The 22,865-nt window shown below is 68.8% G+C and carries 21 protein-coding genes; 10 read left to right on the top strand and 11 right to left on the bottom strand.

Annotated features, from left to right (window positions below; translation table 11 throughout):
• Nucleotides 1-178 precede the first annotated feature (178 nt).
• Complete coding sequence (locus ON29_RS29075; RefSeq protein ID WP_083864135.1) at nucleotides 179-1,570, top strand: glycosyltransferase family protein; 1,392 nt, start codon at nucleotides 179-181, stop codon at nucleotides 1,568-1,570.
• Here the strand turns inward: ON29_RS29075 and ON29_RS29070 are convergent.
• A complete protein-coding gene (locus ON29_RS29070) occupies nucleotides 1,567-2,100 on the bottom strand; it encodes a CGNR zinc finger domain-containing protein (RefSeq protein WP_040871219.1) in 534 nt (177 codons plus the stop codon). The two genes, ON29_RS29075 and ON29_RS29070, sit on opposite strands and share 4 nt — an antisense overlap.
• A gap of 85 nt (nucleotides 2,101-2,185) precedes the next feature.
• Here ON29_RS29070 and ON29_RS29065 point away from each other — a divergent pair, with 85 nt between their 5' ends.
• Complete coding sequence (locus tag ON29_RS29065) at nucleotides 2,186-3,085, top strand: DMT family transporter (RefSeq protein WP_245549213.1); 900 nt, start codon at nucleotides 2,186-2,188, stop codon at nucleotides 3,083-3,085.
• A gap of 1 nt (nucleotide 3,086) precedes the next feature.
• Here the strand turns inward: ON29_RS29065 and ON29_RS29060 are convergent, their stop codons facing one another.
• The 3 genes from ON29_RS29060 to ON29_RS29050 all read right to left on the bottom strand — a co-directional run bounded on the left by ON29_RS29060 (nucleotide 3,087) and on the right by ON29_RS29050 (nucleotide 5,640).
• The gene (locus ON29_RS29060; RefSeq protein ID WP_040871217.1) at nucleotides 3,087-3,710 is read right to left on the bottom strand and encodes a TerD family protein; all 624 of its coding nucleotides are present in this window, start codon (nucleotides 3,708-3,710) and stop codon (nucleotides 3,087-3,089) included.
• Nucleotides 3,711-3,804: 94 nt separating this feature from the next.
• Entirely contained in the window at nucleotides 3,805-4,905 is a 1,101-nt protein-coding gene (locus ON29_RS29055; RefSeq protein WP_040871216.1) for a DUF475 domain-containing protein, read from the bottom strand.
• Nucleotides 4,906-5,064: 159 nt separating this feature from the next.
• On the bottom strand, nucleotides 5,065-5,640 hold the full coding sequence (locus ON29_RS29050; RefSeq protein WP_040871215.1) for a TerD family protein: 576 nt from the start codon (nucleotides 5,638-5,640) through the stop codon (nucleotides 5,065-5,067).
• Nucleotides 5,641-5,785: 145 nt separating this feature from the next.
• Between ON29_RS29050 and ON29_RS29045 the strand changes: the two genes are divergently transcribed.
• From ON29_RS29045 to ON29_RS29025, 5 genes are all read left to right on the top strand, one after another.
• Complete coding sequence (locus ON29_RS29045; protein WP_083864134.1) at nucleotides 5,786-7,003, top strand: hypothetical protein; 1,218 nt, start codon at nucleotides 5,786-5,788, stop codon at nucleotides 7,001-7,003.
• 13 nt (nucleotides 7,004-7,016) lie between these two features.
• Nucleotides 7,017-8,231 (top strand): HpcH/HpaI aldolase/citrate lyase family protein, encoded by a 1,215-nt coding sequence (locus ON29_RS29040; RefSeq protein ID WP_083864133.1) that lies wholly within the window; start codon nucleotides 7,017-7,019, stop codon nucleotides 8,229-8,231.
• Nucleotides 8,232-8,311: 80 nt separating this feature from the next.
• The gene (locus ON29_RS29035; protein ID WP_063825384.1) at nucleotides 8,312-9,697 is read left to right on the top strand and encodes a phosphoribosyltransferase domain-containing protein; all 1,386 of its coding nucleotides are present in this window, start codon (nucleotides 8,312-8,314) and stop codon (nucleotides 9,695-9,697) included.
• A complete protein-coding gene (locus ON29_RS29030) occupies nucleotides 9,694-10,833 on the top strand; it encodes a cysteine protease StiP family protein (RefSeq protein ID WP_245549211.1) in 1,140 nt (379 codons plus the stop codon). Before ON29_RS29035 ends, ON29_RS29030 begins: the two co-directional genes overlap by 4 nt.
• A 59-nt stretch (nucleotides 10,834-10,892) precedes the next feature.
• Nucleotides 10,893-11,681: an HAD family hydrolase gene (locus ON29_RS29025; protein WP_051175677.1), complete on the top strand. Its 789-nt coding sequence runs from the start codon at nucleotides 10,893-10,895 to the stop codon at nucleotides 11,679-11,681.
• Nucleotides 11,682-11,722: 41 nt separating this feature from the next.
• Here ON29_RS29025 and ON29_RS29020 read toward each other — a convergent pair whose 3' ends face one another.
• A complete protein-coding gene (locus ON29_RS29020) occupies nucleotides 11,723-12,109 on the bottom strand; it encodes a MerR family transcriptional regulator (RefSeq protein ID WP_040871213.1) in 387 nt (128 codons plus the stop codon).
• Between the two features lie 47 nt (nucleotides 12,110-12,156).
• Here ON29_RS29020 and ON29_RS29015 point away from each other — a divergent pair, with 47 nt between their 5' ends.
• Nucleotides 12,157-12,954, top strand: a complete 798-nt coding sequence (locus ON29_RS29015; RefSeq protein WP_040871212.1) for an MBL fold metallo-hydrolase — start codon at nucleotides 12,157-12,159, stop codon at nucleotides 12,952-12,954.
• A gap of 2 nt (nucleotides 12,955-12,956) precedes the next feature.
• On the opposite strand, the gene ON29_RS29010 is transcribed toward ON29_RS29015, so the two are convergent.
• The 5 genes from ON29_RS29010 to ON29_RS28990 all read right to left on the bottom strand — a co-directional run bounded on the left by ON29_RS29010 (nucleotide 12,957) and on the right by ON29_RS28990 (nucleotide 17,637).
• Nucleotides 12,957-13,802 (bottom strand): hypothetical protein, encoded by an 846-nt coding sequence (locus ON29_RS29010; RefSeq protein WP_040871308.1) that lies wholly within the window; start codon nucleotides 13,800-13,802, stop codon nucleotides 12,957-12,959.
• A gap of 141 nt (nucleotides 13,803-13,943) precedes the next feature.
• A complete protein-coding gene (locus tag ON29_RS29005) occupies nucleotides 13,944-15,443 on the bottom strand; it encodes a hypothetical protein (RefSeq protein ID WP_083864132.1) in 1,500 nt (499 codons plus the stop codon).
• Nucleotides 15,444-15,535: 92 nt separating this feature from the next.
• Nucleotides 15,536-16,300: an AIM24 family protein gene (locus ON29_RS29000; RefSeq protein ID WP_040871210.1), complete on the bottom strand. Its 765-nt coding sequence runs from the start codon at nucleotides 16,298-16,300 to the stop codon at nucleotides 15,536-15,538.
• 7 nt (nucleotides 16,301-16,307) lie between these two features.
• Nucleotides 16,308-17,003 (bottom strand): AIM24 family protein, encoded by a 696-nt coding sequence (locus ON29_RS28995; RefSeq protein ID WP_040871209.1) that lies wholly within the window; start codon nucleotides 17,001-17,003, stop codon nucleotides 16,308-16,310.
• A gap of 10 nt (nucleotides 17,004-17,013) precedes the next feature.
• Complete coding sequence (locus tag ON29_RS28990; RefSeq protein ID WP_040871306.1) at nucleotides 17,014-17,637, bottom strand: AIM24 family protein; 624 nt, start codon at nucleotides 17,635-17,637, stop codon at nucleotides 17,014-17,016.
• Nucleotides 17,638-17,817: 180 nt separating this feature from the next.
• On the opposite strand from ON29_RS28990, the gene ON29_RS28985 reads away from it, so the two are divergent.
• Nucleotides 17,818-19,215: a TerD family protein gene (locus ON29_RS28985; RefSeq protein ID WP_040871208.1), complete on the top strand. Its 1,398-nt coding sequence runs from the start codon at nucleotides 17,818-17,820 to the stop codon at nucleotides 19,213-19,215.
• A 28-nt stretch (nucleotides 19,216-19,243) separates the two neighbouring features.
• Nucleotides 19,244-20,821: a TerD family protein gene (locus ON29_RS28980; RefSeq protein ID WP_040871206.1), complete on the top strand. Its 1,578-nt coding sequence runs from the start codon at nucleotides 19,244-19,246 to the stop codon at nucleotides 20,819-20,821.
• A gap of 10 nt (nucleotides 20,822-20,831) precedes the next feature.
• Here ON29_RS28980 and ON29_RS28975 read toward each other — a convergent pair whose 3' ends face one another.
• Nucleotides 20,832-22,502, bottom strand: a complete 1,671-nt coding sequence (locus tag ON29_RS28975; RefSeq protein ID WP_040871205.1) for a glycosyltransferase family 87 protein — start codon at nucleotides 22,500-22,502, stop codon at nucleotides 20,832-20,834.
• Nucleotides 22,503-22,865: the final 363 nt, after the last annotated feature.

Genomic DNA, 22,865 nt, shown 5'->3' with positions numbered 1-22,865 from the left:
GGACGGTCCGTGGCAGGAGGGTCGTTGCGTCAGCAACCCGAACAGGCTACATGAGCGGGGCGTGAGCAGTGAAATCGCCCCGCCGAGCCGCCCGGGCGAGCAGGGGATCGGTCCGCGCGTTCACCTTCGTGGGGAGGGAACGGCGGCGCGGCCCGGACCGTCCGCTTAGGGTGGATCCATGCCGACCGCACTCGCCGCCAGCGACCTGCCCGCGGGTGGTGTGCGACGCCGCGCGGCGTTGGCCGTGGTGGTGGTGTTGCTCTGCGGTCTCGTCCTGGGGCTGGCGTACGCGAACAAGGCGCGCTGCGCGGGGGCGCCGTTCGACCGGGACGGGCGCAGCACGGTTTTCGACGTCATCAAGGATTCGGACGTCTGCTATTCGGACATCCAATTCCTCTGGCTGGGCCGAGACATCAACGAGCACGTCTTTCCCTATGTGAGCGGCGGCATCACCGACGGCGGGGCCCTGGTCGGGGGCGCGGTGGAGTACCCGGTGCTCAGCGGTGTGCTGATGTGGCTCGGCGCGGTCGGCGCGCACAACGACGCCGATTTCCTGCGGTACTCCGCGCTGCTGCTCGCGCCGTTCGCGCTGCTGACCGCGTGGATGCTGGCTCGCCTGGCCGGAGGCGCCGCCCTGCTCTGGGCGGCCGGACCGCCGCTGGTGCTCTATGCCTTCCACAACTGGGAGCTGCCGGTGGTCTGCACCGCGGTGGCGGCCGTCTACGTGATGGCGACGTTGACCCGATACTCCGTGCGTACCAGGGGAATCCTGGCCGCGGTGCTGCTCGGCCTCGGGTTCTGCCTCAAGCTGTACCCGGGGATCTTCGTGTTGCCGCTGCTGGCGTACGTGCTGACCGGCGGCGTCGACCGTGCGCCGGAAGAGCGCGAGCGCGGACTCGACCTGGGCGGCGCGCTGCTCACCGCCGCCGCGGCGATCGGCACCGTCGTCGCGGTGAACCTGCCGTTCGCGCTGGTGGGGTACGAGGGCTGGCGCGCGTCGATCACCTTCCAGCAATTGCGTCAGGCCGACATCACCACGAACTCGATCTGGTACTGGGGGCTGCGGCCGATGTTCGGCCCGGACGCGCGCGGCGAGGTGGCGTTCCAGCAGGTGGTCACCATCGCCTCGCCGCTGCTGGTGCTCGCGGCGTTCGCGCTCGCGATGTGGCTCGGCTGGAAGCGTTACCTGACGGTCGGCGTCTTCCCGTGGGTGGGCGTGAGCGGGGCGATGCTGTGTGGATTCCTGTTGTTCCACAAGGTGCATTCGCCGCAGTACACCCTGTGGCTGGTGCCGTTCCTCGTGCTGCTCGAGGTGCCCTGGTGGCTTATCGGCAGCTATCTCGTCGCCGATGCGGCCATCGGGATCGGGGTGTTCCGCTACTTCTACTCGATGGGTGCGGGCACCTCGGTCGAGCAGATGGAGAACGTCGTCCAATTCGGTGTGTGGGGGCGCGCGAGCCTGCTGATCGTGTTGTTCTTCGTGTTCGTGTGGGCGATGCCCCGAGGGCGCCGTTCGACGCCGCCCCCGGTGGCACACTCCGACCCCCGCAATCTGGTCCCGGTGGTTTAAGGCCCGCCGTGCCGGGCGCGGAAGGCGGCGCTTTTGGCGCGGTTGCCGCACACCGTCATGTCACACCAACGGCGCGAGCCGCCCCGGGAAGTGTCCACATACAGCCGGGTGCATACGGTCCGGCCGCACTCCTTGACGAGTGCCCCGCTACCCAGTAGCTCGATCGCGGAACGGGCGACGGCGGCCAAGGCGGCATCCGCGTCACCGGAGCGGACGACCGTGCCGTCGGTACCCAAGCTGATCGAGGGCGGTGCTGCCACGGCGAATTCGTTGACCGTGCGGCGGTCGGCGTCGTCGAAGGCGTGTCCGTGAGCGGCGGCCAGTGCCGACCGATAAGCCGCCTCGCGCAGGCGCACCGCACGCGCGAGGGTGCCCGCGTCGCTGGGCGGGGGATCGTCGAGCAGGTTCGCGGCGGCGATCCAGTCGGCGAGCGCGGCGGGTGTGGTGAGGGCGTCCTCGAACGTGGTCGAGCGCGCCTTGACGGTCCCGGCGAAGTCCAAGGCGAGATTTCCGCTCACGAAAGTGAACACGCCCTCATGGTAACCGCCTTGACAGGTTAGTCCGCAGGATGTCACGGTGATAACCACCCAAGGTGGTTATTTTTCGGGAGGTCCGGTGCAGAGTCGGTTCGCGATGGTGGCCGCGCAGCCGCTGTTCGTCCTGTTGTGGAGCAGTGCGTTCATCGCCGGTGTGATCGGGGTCGGCGCCGCGCCACCGCTGCTGCTGTTGTTCGTGCGCTTCGCCGTCGCCGGGATTCTGCTCGTCGCGTACGCGCTGCTCGCGCGGGTCGAGTGGCCGCGCGGAAGTCGACTGCGTCATGTGCTCGTCGCCGGGTTGCTGATGCAGATGGTTCAGTTCGGCGCGTTCTACACGGCGATGGCCGAGCACGTCTCGGCGGCGGTGATCGCGCTCGTGCAGGGCTTGAATCCGGTGGTCATCGCCCTGTGCGCGGGGCTGATCGGCGAAGTCGTCACGCTGCGTCAGTGGTTCGGCTTCGGTGTCGGGGGGATCGGAGTCGCGCTGGCCGTGTTCGACCAGTCCCACTTCTCCCTGACCGGGTTGGCGTTGTGCGTGGTGGGGTTGCTCGGGCTGAGCCTGGGCACCGTGTACCAGAAACGGTTCGTGCCCGCCGTCGATCCCAAGGCCGCCACGGCGCTGCACGTGGTGGTGAGTGCGCCGATCGCGGGGGCGCTGGCCTGGCTGACGGGCCAGACCCACGTGTCGGACACGGGCCGCTTCGCCGGGTCGCTCACCTGGATGGTGCTGGTGAACTCCATGGCAGCGTTCCTGCTGCTCAACGTCATGCTGCGCCGCTGGGACGCGACCAGGGTGGGCAAGCTGTTCTTCGCGACGCCCGCCGTGACCGCGATCCTTGCCTGGCTGCTGATCGATCAGCCGTTGCGACTGCTGACGGTCGCCGGGCTCGGCATCGGCCTGGTCGGTTTGGTGTTCGCCGTGCGTACGCCTACCGGCTCGGAGGTCGTGGCGCGGCAGCCCGTGCCCGCGGCGCGGTGACCTACTTGCGTCCCGCCTGCCACTGCATGCCCCACTGATAGGCCTGGTCGAGTTCGCGCTGTGCGCCGTTGACGTAATGCACTTCGCGGTGCACGGTGATCCCGGCCCCCTGGTTCAGCAGCAGGGCGATGGCGCACGAGCGCGCGCCATCCACCGGAGAGTCGAGACGGACCTCGATCTGCGGACCGCACGTGGGGTAGAGCGTGACCACGCCGTCGGCGGCGGCCCAGTTGGGCACACCCTCGTAGATGAAGGCGAAGATCAGGATGCGCCGGAACAACTCGGGCCGGGAGAGGTCGATGTGCATATTCTCGCCCGACGCGGCCGAACCGCTGCGGTCGTCGCCGTCGAGCCGGATGTAGGGCTCGGCCTCCAGCGTGCCGAAATTGTTCCCGATCGCCTGGATGACGCCCTTGGCTCCGGTGGACAGTTCGTAGAGGCAGCCGAGGTCCAGGTCGACGGGCTTGGACCGGCGGAAGAATCCCTTGGATCCGCTCGACCAGTTCAGGTTGACCCGCATGGTGCCCTGTTGCTCACCCGGCTTGGTCAGATTGATGCTCGGCGTCGCCTTCGACAGGGTCACCTTGGACAGGTTGACGCCGCCAGGGTTGGCGTTGATCGCCATGGCGCGATCCCCCCTCTGTGGAAACGAGAGCGGCAGCGGCCATCCGCAGGGATGGGGCCGCTGCCGCAACGGGTCTTCGGCTGCTTGCCGGGAATCAGCCTACCGGCGTGGGTTCCCGTTCGCTGTCCAGTTCCTCCTCGTCCGCTCGGCCGTTGCGGACGATGCTGGTGAGGAAGGCCGCGCCGATGAACGCGACGCCGACCAGGCCGGTGACGATCTCGTTGATGTGCACGCCGATCGACACCAGCAGGATGGCCGCGAGCGCGCCGATCGCCCAGTGCGCGCCGTGCTCCAGGTACACGTACTCCGACAGGGTGCCCTTGCGGACCAGGTACACCGTGATCGACCGGACGAACATGGCGCCGATCAGGCCGAGGCCGAGCGCGATGATGATCGGGTCGGAGGTGATGGCGAACGCGCCGATCACGCCGTCGAAGGAGAACGACGCGTCGAGCACCTCCAGGTAGAGGAACAGGAAGAAGCCCGCCTTACCGGTGGCCTTGGCCAGCTCCGAGGGGCCGCCTTCGGTGTGCTCCTCGGTGTGGAACATGGAGCCGAGGCCGTCCACCGCGATGTAGGTGATCATGCCGAGCAGGCCCGCCACCAGGACGGTCGAGCGGTGCGCCTCGTCGGCGATGAACTCCGCGGTGAGGATCAGGCCGCCGCCCGCGACCACCACCGAGAGCATGTCCAGCTTGCCCGCCTTGGCCAGCGGCCGTTCCAGCCAGCTCAGCCAGGTGATGTCGCGTTCCTCGAAGATGAAGTTGAGGAACAGCAGCGCCAGGAACATGCCGCCGAACGCCGCGATCTGCGGGTGCGCGTCGGTGAGCAGTTTCTCGTAGCTGGGGCTGCCGTCCGGGAAGGTCAGCGCGTCGCCCGGGGGCGGGTTGAGGGCCAGGTCGAAGGCCCGCACCGGATCCAGCCCGGCCGTGATCCACACGATGGCCAGCGGGAAGACCAGCCGCATGCCGAAGACGGCGATCAACACGCCGATGGTGAGGAAGATCCGCTGCCAGAAAGCGCTCATGCGTTCGAGCACGGTGGCGTTGATCACGGCGTTGTCGAACGAGAGGGACACCTCGAGGATGCCGAGGATCGCGGCGAGCGCGAGGGCGGTCGGTCCGCCGTATACGACCGCAGCGATGAGCGAGAGCACCGTGACGACGAGGGACATGCCGAATATGCGCAGGACCACGCTGGGACCTTTCGTGAGTGAAGACGAGGCGGCGACGGTTGCTACCAGCGTGGCTGCTGGATCGCCGGTTGTCCAACGCTGCTCCCAGGGCGCCGGCATGCCTGGGCCGCATGACGAGGGGGCCCGTCCCCGGGCCCCCTGCGAACAGCGAGGTATTGCTCAGACGTTCACGCCGTAGTCACGGGCGATGCCCGCCAGACCGGACGCGTAACCCTGGCCGATCGCGCGGAACTTCCACTCCGCGCCGTTGCGGTACAGCTCGCCGAAGACCATGGCGGTTTCGGTCGACGCGTCCTCGGTGAGGTCGTAGCGGGCGAGCTCCTCGCCGTTGCTGCGATCCACGACGCGGATGTAGGCGTTGCGGACCTGGCCGAAGGACTGCGAGCGGGAGTCGGCGTCGTAGATCGAGACCGGGAAGAAGATGCTCTCGATCGTGGGCGGGGTGCTTGCCAGGTCGACGTTGATGACCTCGTCGTCGCCCTCGCCCTCGCCGGTCCGGTTGTCGCCCGCGTGCTCGATCGCGCCCTCGGGCGAGCGCAGGTTGTTGAAGAAGACGAAGTGCTGGTCGGACAGGACCTTCTTGTCCGCGCCGGTCGCGATGGCGCTGGCGTCGAGGTCGAAGTCGGTGCCGGTGGTGGTCCGCACATCCCACCCGAGGCCGACTGCAACAGCAGTGAGGTTAGGCGCCGCCTTGGTCAGCGAGACATTGCCGCCCTTGGACAAACTGACACCCATGCGGGATTCCCTTTCAATAGTCCGTCATTGGTTCCCAGCATGTCCGAATCGCCGGGTACGTCATACGACAGTAGTAGGTTTCCGCGAACTTGCGTAGGAACCGGCGTAACCCCCGGCGAACAGGAAGATCTCCTACCATCGGGGCGTGGCAGGGCGAAGGCGCGGTTGGTTCCGTTCGTCGGGAAACGACGAGTGGATCGAACATGCCCGCGCGACGCTGGCGACGGCGTTCCTCGACATGGACCGGCGGCAGAGCGCGGCCGACGCGGCGGTGCACGCGGCCGATCAGATCTTCCCCGAGCGGCGGACGGGCGCGCGCTGGGAACCGGTGCGCCACAAGTGTTATGGCGCCGCGGAGGTCTATCTGACGCTGAGCGCGGAATTGGAGGCCGCACAGCAGGGCGGTCCGCCGGTCCCGCAGGGCGGGCAACGCGTCGACGCCGCGGTACGGCAACTGACCGACGCGGCGCGCGCCGTCGACGAGTTCTATCGCGGCGACCAGGGCAAGCTCGAAGAGGCGGTGGCCGTGCTCGGCGCGGTGCCGCGGTTGGCGCAGCAGGTGAAGGTCGCCGCGGCCGAGGTGCGCGGCCGGGCCGCCGAGTCGGAGTTCGCGAACTATCCGTCGGTGCGCAGGGGTGCCACCGCGGTCGACGAGGCGCTGGTCACACTGGAGGCGTCGGGTTCCGGCGCACCCGCGGGCACGGTGCGGGAGGCCGCGAACCGGCTGGAGACGGCCACCAGGGAGCTGGCGGATGCGTTGGCGCAAGCACCATCTCGGGCCGCGGCCGCGAACACCGCTATCTCCTCGGTGACAACCCGCCTTGCCGCCGTCCGGACCAGGGCCGAAGGCGTTCCGCAGGCCTTCTCGGCGCTGCTGCGCGAGTTCAATGCTGCGAGTTCGGCCGATCTGGCTAACAATGGGCGGGAAAGCCAGCGAGCCATCGAGGCCGCGGACACGGCCTTGGGCAGGGCGCGTACGGCCGCGGCGGAGAACAACCCGGAGTTTGCACTTGATCTGACCACATCCGCGCGCGGGTTCCTCGCCGAGGCCGAGCAGCGAGTCGACGCCGTCACCAAGCGGCTCACCTCGCTGCGTGCGATCCGGTCCGACCCGCAAGAACAGGCCAAGGCCGTACGATTCCGGCTGCGGGACGCGCAGATGCTCGCGGTGAGCCGTGGGCTGGTCGCCGAATGGGGTTCGGTGCTCGACGCGCAAGCGGCACGGATCGACCGAATCAGCGAAACCCTGTCGGGGCGTCACCCCGACTACTGGGCCTATGTGACGGAACTCGATGCCGTTACGGAATTCATAGCCGGGGTAGTGGAACGAATGAGAAGACAAGCAGGACCACGACGAGAATGAGGATGGGGCAACGATGACCGCAGGCATCGCCGTCCAGCAGGAGGTTTCCCTGCGGAAGCGAATGCCGCTGCGCCACTTCCGGCAGTTGCACGGCCCAGAGGCGAGGCGACTCTTCCACCGGCAGCCCGAGCCGTTCGGCGACGACCACACCGATCGCGAGTTGCTCGCGGTCGGGCTCGGCGCGACGCTGTATGCGCCCGCGACCAGGCCCGATCTCGCGCTGACGATCGGCAGGCGCGCCGAGCACGGGGTGTGTTCGATGGTGATCGACCTCGAGGACGCGGTGGCCGATCACGAAGTGGAGTACGCCAAGCAGCAGACCGTCGCCGCGCTCGATCTGCTCGCGAGCAGCCACGACGCCAACCCCCTGTTGTTCGTCCGGGTGCGCGACGCGGACACGATCACCGAACTCATCGAGCAACTCGGACCGGGCGCCAAGGTGCTGACCGGGTTCGTGTTCCCGAAGTTCGACAGCGTCACCGGACCGAAGTACCTCAACGCGCTGAACGTGGCAGCCCAGCGGGTGGACCGGCCGCTGTACGGGATGCCGGTGCTGGAGTCGGCGGGGCTGGTGCACCGGGAGACCCGCGATCACGAGCTCACCCAGATCGCGGCGCTGCTGGCCGCGCATCGAGACCGGGTGCTCGCGGTGCGGGTGGGCGCGACCGACATGTGCTCGACGTTCGGCATCCGCCGCGACCGCGACCTGACCATCTACGACGTGCGCGTGGTCGCCGACGTCATCGCCGACATCGTGAACTATCTGGGGCGCGCGGACGGTACCGGGTTCGTCATCACGGGGCCGGTGTGGGAGTACTTCGCCGATCACGAACGGATGTTCCGGCCGCTGCTGCGGACCGCGCCGTTCGAGGAGTCCGATGCGGTGCCGTTCCGGCAGTACCTGGTCAGCCGGGATCTGGACGGCTTGCTGCGGGAGATCACGCTGGACCGGGCCAACGGCATCCAGGGCAAGACGGTGATCCACCCGTCGCACGTGTCCGCCGTGCACGCGCTGTCGGTGGTGTCGCACGAGGAGTACTCGGACGCGCTGGACATCCTGCGCGAGGACGTCGGCGGCGTGGCGGCCTCCGGTTACCGGAACAAGATGAACGAGATGCGGCCGCATCGCAGTTGGGCGCGACAGACCCTGATGCGCGCACGGATGTTCGGCGTGGCGAACAAGGGAGTGTCGTTCGTGGATCTGCTCACCGCGATGGTCACCGTATGAACGGCCGAGTGACCGAACTCGATAGCAGCGATATCCCTTGGGCGACGAGAACTCTCGGCATATCGCTGCATCACGACCCGATGCGCGAACGAGATTCGGACCGGCTGCGCTCGGCGCGGCTGCCGATCACGGCGCTGGTCCAGCCGGGTGTTCGCCACAACAACCGGCGCCGGGCGCACCTGTTGGTCTCCACCGTGCTCGGCAAGCACCTGCCGACCGACCCGCGGGTGGTGCTCGGCGCGGGCGATCACCTGGGTGATCTGGTGCGCGCGGTGCTCGGTGAACGCGAAGCCGTCGTGCTCGGGTTCGCCGAGACCGCGACGGGACTCGGTCACTGTGTGGCCGCGCGGATCGGCGCGAGCTGTTATCTGCATTCGACCCGGCGCGAGGTGCCGCACGCGCAGACGCTCGCCGGGTTCGAGGAGGGGCATTCGCATGCCACCTCGCACCTTTTGCAACCGGCGCCGGCCGACATCTTCGTCAACGATCTGCCGCTGGTGCTCGTCGACGACGAGATCTCCACCGGCGCCACGGCGATCGATGCGGTGCGCGCGTTGCACGCCTTCTCGCCGCGCGCCCACTACGTGCTCGCGTCGCTGGTCGACCTGCGCACCGAGGCCGACCGTGCCGCGTTCGACACCGCCGCGGCGGAACTCGGGGCGCGGATCGACACGGTCTGTCTCGCCGCAGGCCGGGCGTCGCTGCCCCCGGAGCTGGTCGACGCCGTCGGGGCGCTCCCCGAGCCGCGGTTGAATCCGACCGCGGGACATCTCGGCTCGTTCCGACGGGTGGAACTACCCTGGCCCGCCTTCGTTCCGGAGGGCGGCAGGCACGGCGTACTCGCCTCCGACACCGGCGCGTTCGAGGCCGCGCTGCTGGACGCGGGGCAGGTGCTGGGCGCCCGGCTCGCCACCGATTTCCCGGGCCGGGCCGTCATCGTGCTCGGGCACGAGGAGTTGATGTATCTGCCGCTGCGGCTGGCGGCGCTGCTCGCCGACACGGGGACGCCGACGCGCTTCCAGACCACCACGCGATCGCCCGCCTACGTGCTGGACGAGCCGGGGTATCCGTTGCGGCGCGGGTTCCGGTTCATCGCCCCCGAACCGGGCGACCCCGCGCCGCGCTATCTGTACAACGCGCACTGGCCGGGGACTCTCGACGTGTTCGACGCGGACCTCGCCGGGTTGGGCGCGCTGCTCGCCGCTCCGCCGCGCCGCGACGAGGCCGCCGGCGCGATCACCGATGACGGTGTCGGCAGTGGTGCCGATGGCGACGGCCCGGCCGCCGATCCGGTGCTCGTCGTCGTGGTCGACTCACCCGCCGACACGGCGGAGTTGATGGCCGAGCACGGGTTGGTGGACGTACTGACCGCTTCCGGTGCGGACGTGCTGCTCGCGGTGCTGCCGGAGGCGGACCCGCGGCGGCTGCACGCCGAACGCGCGACAGCGAACGGGAGCCGGGCGTGACGAGTACCGAGGTGGGCGCGCTACCCACGCCGCTGCACGGGCCGGAGTTCGGCTCCTACGCCGCCGACGAGGTCTCCTGGCTGCTCAAGGACCTGTCGGGCGTCGACCTGGAGGCCGACGTCGCCGAGCGGGAACGGCGGATCCAGGCGGGGCACGCGCACTACGCGGAGTCGCTGCCGATCGAGTACCAGCCGGACGCGACGTATCGGTCGCTGTTCGACGAGGTGCTGGCGGCCAGCGCCGAGCGGCTCGCACTGGCCGTGGCGACCGTCTCCGAGCTGGTCGTCGCCGAACGCGGCGAGAACATCGTCCTGGCGTCGCTGGCGCGGGCGGGCACGCCGGTCGGGATTCTGATGCGCCGCTGGCTGCGTTCGCGGCGTCCGAGCCTGGAGATTCCGCACTACGCGGTGTCGATCGTGCGGGATCGCGGCATCGACGCGGTGGCGCTGGACTACCTGGCCGAGCAGCACGATGCGGCCTCGGTCGTGTTCGTGGACGGATGGACCGGCAAAGGGGCGATCACCCGCGAGCTGACCGAGGCCCTGGACGCCTATCACGCGGCCGGTGGCGCGCGGTTCGACGACGAGTTGGCCGTGCTGGCCGACCCGGGGCACTGCGTGCGCACCTACGGCACCCGCGACGACTTCCTGATCGCCTCGGCCTGCTTGAATTCCACCGTTTCCGGCCTGGTCTCGCGCACGGTCCTCAACGACACGCTGATCGGCCCCGGTGATTTCCACGGCGCCAAGTTCTACCGCGAACTGGCCGGTGAGGACGTGTCCGGACGTCTGCTGGACGTCGTGAGCGGCGCCTTCGACGCGGTCCGCGACCGGGTGCCCGCGGAGGTGGCCGCGGTCCGCGCCGGCGACCGGACGCCCACCTGGACCGGCTGGGCGTCGGTGGAGCAGGTGCGCGAGCGGTACGGCATCGCCAGCGTGAACTTCGTGAAGCCCGGCGTCGGCGAGACCACGCGGGTGCTGCTGCGGCGGGTGCCGTGGCGGGTGCTGGTGCGCGAGGCGGACGCGCCGGAGCACGCGCACATCCGGATGCTCGCCGCCGCCCGTGGTGTCCCGGTCGAAGTGGTCGCCGACCTGGCATATTCGTGCATGGGATTGATCAAGGACGTGCAGCAGTGAACCTATCTCCGAGAGCACACCGAAGACGCGCGCTGATCGCGACCGACCTGGACCGGACGATGATCTACTCGCGTAACGCCTTCAGCACCACAGCCGACGTGCCGACGGTCTGCGTGGAGCATCTGGAAGGGGCGCCGCTGTCGTTCATGACGACCACCGCGGCGCTGCGGATGCAGACCCTGACCGAACCCGCCGCCGTCGTTCCCACCACCACCCGCACCATCAAACAGTTCGACCGCATCCGGCTGCCCGGAGCGCCCTGGCGCTACGCGATCACCAGCAACGGCGGGAACATCCTGGTCGACGGCGTGCCCGATCTGAGCTGGCGCATCGATATCGACGCCAAGGTCCGTGCGGGAGGCGCCACCCTGTCCGAGGTGAGCAAGGAATTGCACGCCCGCATCGATGACTCCTGGGTCACCAAGTTCCGCGTGGCCGACCACCTCTTCTGCTATCTGGTGGTGAAGCCCAAGGAGGTGCCCGAGGGATTCCTGGCCGAGTGGGACGACTGGTGTCGTCCACGCGGCTGGTCGGCGTCCCAGCAGGGCCGCAAGATCTACACCATGCCGCAGGCCGTCTGCAAGAGCCGCGCGGTCGACGAGGTGCGCAAGCGCCTCTGGGAAGGCGGGGAACTCGCCGACGATGCCCGCACGCTCGCCGCGGGCGACGGCGCCCTCGACGCCGACATGCTGCGCGCCGCCGACTCCGCCATCCGCCCCCGCCACGGCGAACTCGAACAACTCAACTGGACCCACCCCAACCTCACCATCACCCGAGCCACCGGCATCCTGGCGGGCGAGGAAATCATCAACTGGTTCATCAAGGCAGCTCCGACGCCTTCCGAGTAGCGGCACCCGTCGGCCCGGTGCCGCGACGAATCAGGTTCGTCTCATGCCGGTTCGAAGGTGGACTTGAAGTCCGGGCATTCGACCAAGGGGTCGTGGGTGCAGGTGGAAGCGTGGCGGAGGCTGTCGCGCATGCGGATGAGGCGGGTGATGTCGTCGTCCAGCTGCCTGGCTTTCTCCGCCATGCGGGTGCGTAGTTCGGCGTCGGTGGGGGAGGCGCGCAGGAAGCGGGCTATCTCGGCGAGGGTGAAACCGGCGCCGCGAGCGCAGGCGATGAGGGCGAGACGGCCGAGGATGTCGGGGTGGTAGGTGCGGCGCAGGCCGTTGCGGCCGGCGGCGGTGATGAGCCCGCGTTTCTCGTAGAAGCGCAGTGCGGAAGGGGCGAGGCCGGTTCGCTCGCCGACTTCGGCGATATCGAGCAGGTCGTTCATCTCGTCTCCTTGACTTGAACCGCGCTTCAAGTCACAGACTAACTCGCATGACGATCCATCACCTGAATTGCGGCTCGGTTCGGCAGATCGAAGCCACCTACGACGGACCAGCGCCCGCCCATGCCGTGAACCACTGCCTGCTGGTAGAGACGGCATCCGACGGGCTGGTCCTGATCGAGACGGGCATCGGGCTCGATGACGTGCGTGACCCGGCGGGCACGCTCGGGGCGGACTGGGTGGCGATGGCCCAGCCCGTGCTCACCGAGGACGAGACGGCGATCCGGCAGGTCCAGCGGCTCGGCTACGACCCCGTCGACGTCCGGCACATCATCCTCACCCACCTCGACGTGGACCACTGCGGCGGACTGCCCGACTTCCCGCACGCACGGGTCCACGTCCTCGCCGCGGAACTGGCGGCGGCGCGAGCCGAAGCGCCCAGCTTCCGCTACCGCCCCGCGCACTGGGCCCACGACCCGCTCTGGCAGACCTACCCGTCGGACCCGACGGGACAGTGGTTCGGCTTCGACGCGATCCAACCGAAGGACCTGCCCGGCGACTTCCGGTTGATTCCGCTGGGCGGGCACACCGCGGGCCACACCGGCGTAGCGGTCCGCGCCGGCGAACGTTGGCTGCTGCACTGCGGCGACGCGTACTACTACCATCGCGAACTCGATCCGGCGCCGCAGCGCCACCCGGTGCTCGACATCGTGCAGACCACCTCCGAGGTCCACCACGACCTGCGACTGGGCACCCAGGCGCGGCTGCGCGAACTACACCGCGATCACGGTGACGAGGTCACCTTGATCAGCGCGCACGACCCGTGGGAGTTCCAGCGCGCGAACTGAACTCACCGACGCTGCCAGCACTGGGCCCGGTCGCCGAGGTTCCACCACGAGACGTAGCCGGGGTCCTGGTCGAGCAGAGTCCACCCGGCCTCGAGCGCGTCGAAGAACGCGCTGTCGGCCGTGCGCCCGCCGCGCGGTTCGCCGATGTAGACCAGCAGCGAGCCGCCCGCGTCCTGGTAGGCGGTGAGCGTCGTCGAAGCCATAGGGTTCTCCCAGCCGGGTGGCCAGCAGAGGAACAGCGCGTCGTCGGCGTGGGCGGCGGCGAGATCGGCGGTCGAGGCGGGAGGCGTCGCGGTGGGGTGCCAGGTCGCGGGCAGTCCCGCGGCGGCGGGGAACGCCGTGTTGGCTGCCCGGTCCGGCGGGTGTGAGTCGAAAGCATTGGTGGCGACACCCATTCGGGTGAGTTGGTAGGCCCAGTAGCCGCGACCTGCGCCGACTTCCAGCACCGATTGGCCCTGAGCGACGTCCGCTATCCAGCGCAGTGTCGCGGGCGAGGGGATCGCATAGGCGTAGGCGGCTTGCAGCAGGATCTGCGCGTACGCCAGTCGCGCACTGCCTTTCGGATTCCCACCATTCACCTCGGAGCGGTTCGCGCGCTCCCACGGCCCTGGCGATACCGCTGCGGCGACGATGTCCCAGTACGGGTTCGTGCTCGCGCCGCCGGTCATGTAGTGCAGCAGGTGTAGGTCGAACGTGGCGTCGGCGATGTCGTCCCCGGTGCCGGGCAACCGGCCCGCGGCGGCCCAGTAGTCGGCGACCCGCGGATACGCTGTCGCGAAGCAGGATTCGTCGTGGACCAGGTGCGTCAGCGCCGTGCGACGCTGCGCCGAAAGCGCCGAGTCAGCCATGACCCGATTCTGCGCCGACCGTGGACCGGCGCCGGTGCGCATCGAGACGAGTTCACCGTTCCGTCGCGAATCCTTTGCTGTACGTAAGTGATCCGCCTGTCGGCGCGATCTACTCTGACGTGGTTTGCCCGCTGTGCCGGTTCACCGGACGTCGCGGATCGACACCAGTCCGCCGAGCGTGCCGAGGTAAGCCGCTCCGTCGGGGCCGACCGCGATCCCGGCGTAATTGTTGTTGAAGCCCGGGCCCGTGCCGGACAGTTGTTTCCACACCGTCGCGCCGGTGCGGTAGTCGAGGGCGGTCCAGTACCACGGGTCGCTCGGCTCGGTGCCTTTCGTATAGGTGTAGATCAAGCCGGTAGCCAGCGACAGCTTCGGTACCACCGTGGGTGCGGCTTCGACCGAGTTGGTCCAGGTGAGATGGCAGCCGTTGCCGCCGGCGTCGATGTCGACACGGGCGAACCCCGGTGTGGTCGTCTTACCGGACACGACCGCGTCGGGATGCGAATACCCGTAATTGTTCTCGACGATGAGTGAGCGCCCGGCACCGATCAGGGAGTTCTCCGTGGCGCTGCGGCCGGGTTCGAACACCGGTACCGCGCAGACCTGCCGTTCGGCGACCGACGGCGCCGTGCGGTAGACGACGACGTTCATCGGGTCGGCGTTGTCGGTGATGGCGACATAGCCGTCGGGCAGGACGGTGGGCGTGGTGCCGGTTCCGTCGTCCACCTGGCCCGGCTTGCGCTGGTTGCTGTTGGCGTAGGTGGTCTGCCACGTGATCCGGGGCGCCCGGTCGGGTCCGGCGTCGAAGCGCAGGAGCTGCCGGTTGGTGGCGACGTAGACTTCGCCTGCCGCGCCGACGGCGAACGAGTTCTCGATCTGGTTCTCCGTGCCCGCTCCGAGCTGAACCGCCTGTGCCGCACCGGTGTCCGGATCGAGGATGCCGACCACGCCGTTCGTCTTGGCCACGAACCAGATCAGGCCGTTCGAGTCCGGCAGCGCGGAGTTCAATGTCTCGCCCGGATGCAGCACGCCGGTCAGGTCGTAGTCGCGTGTCAGCGAAAAGCCGTCGGCGGAGGAGGTTTCGGCGAACACTTGGACATGCCCGGTGCTGGTGCCCACTACGGCGCGGTCCTCGTCGTCGAGGTAGAAGTACCCGCCGCCGACGAAGTTGTCGAAAGCGCCGGGTCGCAGCGTATCGATCGGGCTCTTGCCGGGCAGCGGATGCTTGCCGAGCACGGTCATCGAGGCGGGATCGATGAGATAGAGACCCGGTTGCAGCCCGAGGCACGTGGTGACGATGCGTCCGGCACGGTCGAACGCCAGCGAGCCGCACTCGCTGCCGAGCAGCAGGGAATCGGTCCGCGGCGCCCGGCCGAACGGACCGGGGCGGGTATAGGTGTCGCTCATCCACCCGTCGTTGTGGACACCCGAGTTGCCGTTCGGCGCCAGATGCGGGTTCTGCGGGACCGGGGGAATGCCGGTGACCGGTTCACCGCTCGCGGCGGCACCGGCGAATCGCGGCGGTTCCGGTACGGCTGGAACCGCAGGAATCGGCATCGCGGCGGCGGGCACCGCTGCCGCGGCGAGGATCGCCGCGGGCAGCGCCACGCGCAGGACCTGGGAGGAGAGGATGTGAAACACGAATGAACGGTATCCAGCTCCGGCGGGCCGCGAATCCCCCACGCGAGTGATTCCGGGCAAGGTCGCGATGTTCGCGACCGGGGTTCCGCGGGTCAGTACTGCTGCTGCCCCGCCAGTTGCTGCGCGATGAGCCCTTGAAGTCTTTGCAGGCCGCCGACGGTGATGCCGCTCTGGATCTGTCCCTCGATGGTGCGCACCAGCATCGAGTCGCTGAGCACCTTCTCGCTGGATTGGATCAGCACGGTGCCCGCGCCGGTGAACTCGAACTGACGCTCCTCACCGGAGTTCACGCCGAAGCGCGCCGCACCGGCGGCCAGGAAGTTCGAGATCCAGCGCTCGTCGTAGTGGTGGCTGGGGGAGGGGCAATCCGCCCAGCCGACCAGCGATTCCGGGTCGACGCGTAGCGGAGGCTCGGCGAACATGACGGGTCCGTTGGAGGAGGCGAGGAACTTGCCGGTGCCGATGAGGGTGAGGAAGCCGGGCACGATGGATTGGTTGAGCGACAGGCCCGGCTCGAAGGCAAGCAGGTTCGCCGCCCGGATGGTCAGATTGCCGTTGTCCTCGAGGTCATAGGAATTGATGTCGTAGCCGCGGTCGCCGATGATCAGCTTGCCGTGCCCCTCCGCGACGACGTAATCGCCGGTGAACAGCGGCGCCGAGAACTGCTGCGACACCATGTGCAGCAGCCCGCCCTGCAACCCGTGGGTGAGCATCTGGAACCGCATGTCGCCGTAATAGGCGATCATCGCGCCCTTGCGCATGAACCACGGCTTGTTCAGGTCGATGCAGTACGCGTAGCTGTTTCCCGGGATGTTGTCGCTCTCACCGAGATTCATGGGGTTGAGGATCTGGGACATACCCTGCTCACAACTTCTCTTCGGAGGCCTGCACGTAGACGACGCCCTGCCCGGCGCAATGCAACTGCATCGCCTCGCCGGAACCGCGGCCGACGGCATCCCGCCAGCTCAGTGCCGCTTTGAGCTCGGTCTGCACGTTGCCGTAGGCGGCGACGAAGGCTTGCGGGTCGACCACGATCGGATTGGGCCCGCCCACTTGCAATTCCAGGAATCCGCCGTGCGCGAGCAGCACCGCGGCCCCCTGCCCGGACAGCTGGGTGGTGAACATGCCCTGCCCGGTCAAAGCGCCCGAGGCGGCGCCACGCAGCGCGCCCATCAGGCCGCCACCGCCTCCGCCGCCCGAACTCATCACCGACACCACCGAACTCTGCAATCCGGCGGTGTTGGCCAGCAGCCGCGAAGCCTCGACGCGCAGCGTCGCGCCCGGCTGCATGTGCACCACGTGGACCTCGAGGCCCGCGAATCCGTAATGGACCTGGCCGTTGCCCTGCGCGAGCATGGTGCGCTCGTGCTCACCCGCCATCGCGCGGCCCGCCAGCCCCATCAACCCGCCCATGCCGCCCATCCCCTGCGCCCCCGGAACCTGGTGGGGAGCAAACGAAACGTCGCCGGTATAGAACAGCATCGCGCCGTTGCGGGCGACCACACCGCCCGCCATCCCGACATCGACCTTGACGACTTTGCCGTTGACCTTCTCGAACACCCGCTCGCCCCTACCGTTCCGCCGGTTGGATCAACACCACGCCCTGGCCGTCCCAGCGCAGCGAAAACGCCTCGCCCGCATCCTGGCCGACGAAACTGCGCCAGGACACATCGGTGACGAAGGACTGGTTGAGGTTCCCGCGCGCCGCGACGAACGCGTCCGGATCCACGATCAGCGGGTACTGCGGGGAAACCTCCAGGTGGATGAGTGGACCGCCGGCCGAGAGCAGCGCGACCTGACCCTGGCCGGAGACGGTCGTGGTGAACAGGCCCTGCCCGCTGGACGCGCCGCGCAACCCGGCGAAACGCACATCGGTGCGCAGGTTCCCGGCGAACGCGAGCAATTGCTGCGACTCAACCTGTAGCGTCTCGTTGTTCAGGTCGACCACGGTGACGTGCTGGCCGTTGACGGCGAAGAACACCCGGCCGTGCCCCGCGCACTCCATCAGCGACAGCTTCTCACCGGTGGCCCGGCGCTTCAGCCCGGCGATCACACCGTCGCCTCCGCCGAAACCGGCCGCTTTGAACTGCACATTTCCCTCGTAGGCAATCATCGAGCCGGAGATCGCGCGGAGGCTGGTTCCGGCCAGATGAGCCTCGATCACCTTCTTCGATTGCTCGAACAGTTGCGCCATGCGGTGTCTGCCTGCTGTCTCGATCGGGAACACGGTGTGATCGCCGTATTCCATCTGCGTGCCGTCACCCTAACCGATGTTTCGCGAGGGTCGGGGTAGCTCGGCAGTTGAGTACAAGCGCCGCGCAGCGCGTTTCTCGTAGAGTGTCAGGCGAACGCACCGACAAGCGAAGGGTCGAACTTGTCCGCAACTCTCGCCAAGGGCCAGAACGGTCCGCTGGCCACCAACGACGTGGTGATTTCCGTCCAGCTCACGGCGCCGGCGGATCTGTCGGCACTACTGGTCACCGAGCGGGGCAAGGTCCGTTCCGACGCCGACTTCGTCTTCTTCAACCAGCCCAGCGGCCCCGGCGTCAACTTGCAGCCCGCGCCCGCGGGCCAGCCCGCGTCGCTGGCGGTGTCGTTGAACGCCGTGCCCGCCGACATCGATCAGATTCGCGCGGTGATCACGCTGGACGACGCGAACAGTAATTTCGGCATGTTCCCCGCACCGACCGCGATCGTGTCGGACGCGGCCGGTAATCAGTTGTACGAGTACCGGATCGAAGGGCTGAACACCGAGTCGATCGTGATCGCGCTCGAGCTCTACCGTCGCCAGGGTGCGTGGAAGGTGCGTGCGGTCGGACAGGGCTACGCGGGCGGTTTCGCCGCGCTGGTCACCGACCACGGTGTGACGGTCGACGATGCGCCCGCCCAGCCCGCGCAGGCCCCGCCGCCTCCGCCGCAGCCGGTTCAGCAGCCGCCGACCGCCCCGGCGTACCCGACCCAGCAGCAGGCGCCGCAGTACGCGCCGCCCGGCCCCGGCCCCGGCTATCCGCCGCCCGGCCCCGGCTACCCGCCCCCGGGTCCCGGTCAGCCACCGCAGGGCGGGCCGGGTTACCCGCCGCCGCCCGGCCAGGGTTATCCCCCGCCGCCCGCCCCCGGGCCGGGGTATCCGCCGCCCGGCCAGCCCGTTCCGCAGCAGCCGCAGCAGCCCGCCGAGGTCAGCCTGAGCAAGGACCGCGCGGTCAGCCTGGTCAAGGGCCAGCGGGTGACCCTGCGTAAGGAAGGCGCCGCGCTGACCTTCGTCAAGATGGGTCTCGGCTGGGATCCGGTGCGCAGCCGCGGCATGTTCGGCAACCGCACGGTCGATATCGACCTGGACGCGTCGGTCATCCTGTTCGCCGACATGAACCCGGTGGACGTCGCCTACTACGGCCAGCTGACCTCGAAGGACGGCTCGATCCGCCACCAGGGTGACAACCTCACCGGCGAGGGCGAGGGCGACGACGAGGTGATCCTGGTCGACCTGACCCGCATCCCCGCGCACATCACCACGCTGCTGTTCATCGTGACCTCCTACAAGGGCCACACCTTCGAGCAGGTGCAGAACGCGTTCTGCCGCTTGGTCGACGGGACCAACAACGGCGAGCTGGCCAGGTACACGCTCGCCGGTGGCATGCCGTTCACCGCGATGGCGATGTCCAAGCTGTACCGGGTCGGCAACGACTGGAAACTGCAGGCGCTCGGTGAGGGCTTCCAGGCCAAGCATCCGGGTGAGGCGGTGCCGCAGCTCGGCCGGTTCCTCGTCAACAATTGACCGGCGGCGCGACAGCAGGGCAGACACGGTGATTCAACTGCAGGCCGGTCAGAACATCCCGTTGACCGGTGAGGTCGTTCGTTTCAGTGCGCGCGCCGAGGCTGCCCTCGACGTTTCCGCGCTGGTGGTCGCGGAGGACATGAAGGTGTTCTCCAGCGACGATTTCGTCTTCTACAACCAGCCCGCCACGGCGGGGGTCGCGTTGACGGCCGACGGGATCACGATCACGCTCACCGAGGTGCGCGCCGACGCGAAGGCCGTGCTGCTCGTGGTCAGCGCCGACCCGGCCGCCCCCGCGCGGGCCGACGGGCTCGGGCCGGTCACCGCCACCTTGTCCGAGAACGGCAGCGTGACCGCGGAATTCGCGATCACGCCGTCGTCCGGGGAGACGGCGCTGATCTGTCTGGAGGTGTACCGGCGCGGTCCTGCTTGGAAGCTGCGCGCGGTGGGCCAGGGTTACGCGGGCGGTCTCGCCGTGTTGCTCACGGCGCACGGCGTCGAGGTCGACGGCGCGGCCACGGAATCCGGGCCCTCCGACCAACCCGGTACGCACACCATGGCCGGTCCGCTGGCGGGCGACGCGCAGATCGCCGCCGCCGGTGCGCCGCTGGAGGTCGGTCACGGCCTGGAACGGCTGTGGATGGTCTTCGAGGACGCCGCGCGATCGGCTGCCGCGCTGATCTCGGCGCGGGAGTACGCGGCCAAGCGGTTGGATCACGAACTGTCGCTGGCCGTCTCCGACCCCGCGACCAGGAATACTCCGGCAGCCGAGCAGGCGCGCCGGGTCGCGCAGCAACGGCACGACGAGCTGGTCGCCACCGCCGAGCGCAACCATGAGCGCGACGCCGAACAGCTGATGGGCGAACTCGCCGAGGCCGACCGGGTGCTGCCGCCCGCCCTGGCCTCCTGGGACTCGCCCGTTTGGGACAAGCCGCCCGCACCGAGCGACGGTATCCGGCTCGGCGAGTTGTACGCGCTCGACCGGGGATCGGTGCGCATTCCGTATTGCGTTCCGGTGCCGCTGAATCGGCCGTTGTGGATCGATGCCGAATCGACCCGCGCGGTCACGCCCGTGGTGGGCGCGCTGCTCGCGCGGTTGCTCGCCACGGCGCCGCAGCGGCGGACGCTGCTGGACATCATCGATCTGACCGACGCGTTCAGCGGCTTCACCGGTTTGCTGGCTCCGGTGCTGAACGGCCCGCCGATCACCGACCACGCCGATATCTCGGCGCGGTTGCAAGCGCTGGTGGACGCGGCCGAACTGGCCGAACTGGCTTATGCGAGTGGCGCCTTCACACCGCCCAGCGAGCATCGAGTCCTGTTGGCCGCGGATTTCCCACATGGCTATCAGAGTTCGGACGCGCAGCGGATCGGCGCGTTGATCACGCGTGGCGAGCTGATCGGACTGTCCATCGTGATCGTCGGCGCCGACGAATCCGACTCGGCCGACACCACCGTGGCGATGCTGTCGCAGTCGTGCCGCCATCTGCCGACCATCGGCGGTACGCCGCTGTTCGACCCGTGGACCGGCAGCGCGTGGGAACTCGATCTGGACATGTTGCCGCAGGAGCCGGAACGGCAGGCGCGCTTCCTGCGCACCCCGTGAGATCGCCTGGTCAGCCGCGTGCGACCGCCGGTCGCGGTCGCAGCGGCTCCGGCAGCCACGCCAGCAGCGGGTCCGGCATACGGTCGACGACCCCGCCGACGGGGTCGTCGACGAAGTCGCGCCGCACCAAGTCCTCCTCGGGGCGATAGATCTGGCGCACGATCAGAGCGCACAGTCCGAGTACCGCCAGATCACGCAGGGCGACGGTGCCGGTGAACCACTGCTCGGGCAGGCCCTTGCGGTCCAAGCCGAGGTAGTAGAACATGCGCGGCACCCAGACCAGCGCGTCGATGGTCATCCAGGCCAGCAGGATGCGCCGGTGCGGCAACGCCAGGACGGCCAGCGGCACCAGCCACAGCGAATACTGCGGACTCCACACCTTGTTCGTCAGCAGGAACGCCGCGACCACGAGGAAACACAGCTGCGCCAGCCGCGGCCGCCGCGGCGCCGTGAGGCCGATGTAGGCGATCACCGCGCAGGCCGCGACGAACGCCAGCAGCGAGACGGCGTTCAGGATGGCGGGTTGTTCCCCGTGGGTCAGCACGCCGTCGAAGCCGGGCCAGCCGGTGAACGAGGAGATCACGTTGTAGATCGAGTCCGGGTCGGCATGCCGGGTGGTGTTGAGCCGGAAGAATTCCCGCCAGCCGTTCGGGAACAGCGCGGCGATCGGCAGGTTCACCGCCAGCCAGGTGGCCAGCGCGGCGCATACGGTGACGGACGCCGCGCCGAGCGGACGGGCACTGAGAAATCGGACGCGGTAGGGCGTCTCGCGCACCCACGCCAGGAAGGCGGGCCAGCTGTCGATATCGCGGATCCGCAGGCCGAGGTGCGTGCGCGGCGTGCGTTGCATCGTCTCGGTACGCAGGCACAGCACGATGATCGGACCGAGCAGCAGCAGCGGATACAGCTTGGCGGCGCCGCCGAGACCGAGCAGGAGTCCCGCCAGCACGGGTTTGCGCCGGGCCCAGGCGAGCAGGCCGGTCGCGGCGAAGGCCGTCGCGAGCGCGTCGAAATTGGTGAACGCGTGCACGATCACCAACGGTGAACAGGCGATCAGCGCCGCGTCCCAGATCCGGCGGCCGGACAGCAGCGCCGACGCCCAGACGGTGATCAACCAGGCCATCGCCAGACCGAACGCGACGACGTTGAAGTAGATCACCACCTGCAACGCGCCGGGCAGCGGTGCGGCGTCCCAGCTCTTCGCGATCCGCATCGAGAAGTACTGGTACAGGCCCGAGAGCACCGGATACTCCATGTATCGCGTCTCCCGCCCACCGTCGGGAGTCTGCTCGGTCCATTGCTTCTTGTACGGGAAGGCGCCTTCGTTCAGCCGTTCCGCGCCGTAGAGCGGAACGGTGTCCGAGTAACACATCGCCACGTACTGGCGGCCGTTGTTCCAGTCGAGGGTGGGGCCGTCCGCGCCATGGGTCTGCTGGAGGCATCCCGCCTTGCCGAACCAGCCGAGTGCCAGGAACACCACGGTGAACGCCAGCAGCACCCGCATGGGCGTCCAGAACTGCACCCGCCCGATCAGCGCATGATCACCGACCGGCCCGCCGATCACCGTGGACAGTTGCGCGGCCAGGGAATCGTTGCGGCTCGGCCGGTCGCGCGCGTCCGCCGATCGCAGATCGGAGGCGAGCGGAGCGGGAGCGGCGTAGTACGCCCCACCGGGCACCATCTTCTGGTCCGACAGCGGCGCCCTCCCATTCCTCCGTGGCTCCACCAACTGCTGATCGGTCACGGAAACCGAGGCTACCCGGAGGGCGCAGCGCGGTCCGGATCGACTCGGGCACCGACCGCCTCGGCACCACAGCGCATGCCGACCACCGGGTTCGTCGAAAGGGAGGCGACGCACAGGCCGGGGCCGACCGTGGTGCGGTCGGCCCCGGCTCGCGACGACGATCTATCGACCTCGGGTGGGCGCGGTTCCGCTCGTACCTTCGCCGTTCCCCGAGTTGCCGCTGTTGCCCGGTCTCGGTGAGCCGGTGGCACTCGGCGAGGAACCATCGGTCGGTGCGACCGGCTGGCCGGGCAGCGGGCC

This window comes from Nocardia exalbida NBRC 100660, from assembly GCF_000308575.1.
In the GTDB taxonomy this organism is placed as follows: domain Bacteria; phylum Actinomycetota; class Actinomycetes; order Mycobacteriales; family Mycobacteriaceae; genus Nocardia; species Nocardia exalbida.
Note: the sequence above shows the minus strand (reverse complement) of the source record. Positions and strands in the feature narration are given on the sequence as shown.

Bases quoted from the DNA above. Each gene is read 5' to 3' on its own strand.
- ON29_RS29075 (WP_083864135.1), top strand. From the start codon at position 179: ATGCCGACCGCACTCGCCGCCAGCGACCTGCCCGCGGGTGGTGTGCGA.
- ON29_RS29060 (WP_040871217.1), bottom strand. From the start codon at position 3,710: ATGGCGATCAACGCCAACCCTGGCGGCGTCAACCTGTCCAAGGTGACC.
- ON29_RS29050 (WP_040871215.1), bottom strand. From the start codon at position 5,640: ATGGGTGTCAGTTTGTCCAAGGGCGGCAATGTCTCGCTGACCAAGGCG.
- ON29_RS29040 (WP_083864133.1), top strand. From the start codon at position 7,017: ATGACCGCAGGCATCGCCGTCCAGCAGGAGGTTTCCCTGCGGAAGCGA.
- ON29_RS29035 (WP_063825384.1), top strand. From the start codon at position 8,312: ATGCGCGAACGAGATTCGGACCGGCTGCGCTCGGCGCGGCTGCCGATC.
- ON29_RS29025 (WP_051175677.1), top strand. From the start codon at position 10,893: ATGATCTACTCGCGTAACGCCTTCAGCACCACAGCCGACGTGCCGACG.
- ON29_RS29020 (WP_040871213.1), bottom strand. From the start codon at position 12,109: ATGAACGACCTGCTCGATATCGCCGAAGTCGGCGAGCGAACCGGCCTC.
- ON29_RS29015 (WP_040871212.1), top strand. From the start codon at position 12,157: ATGACGATCCATCACCTGAATTGCGGCTCGGTTCGGCAGATCGAAGCC.
- ON29_RS29010 (WP_040871308.1), bottom strand. From the start codon at position 13,802: ATGGCTGACTCGGCGCTTTCGGCGCAGCGTCGCACGGCGCTGACGCAC.
- ON29_RS29000 (WP_040871210.1), bottom strand. From the start codon at position 16,300: ATGTCCCAGATCCTCAACCCCATGAATCTCGGTGAGAGCGACAACATC.
- ON29_RS28990 (WP_040871306.1), bottom strand. From the start codon at position 17,637: ATGGCGCAACTGTTCGAGCAATCGAAGAAGGTGATCGAGGCTCATCTG.
- ON29_RS28975 (WP_040871205.1), bottom strand. From the start codon at position 22,502: ATGGTGCCCGGTGGGGCGTACTACGCCGCTCCCGCTCCGCTCGCCTCC.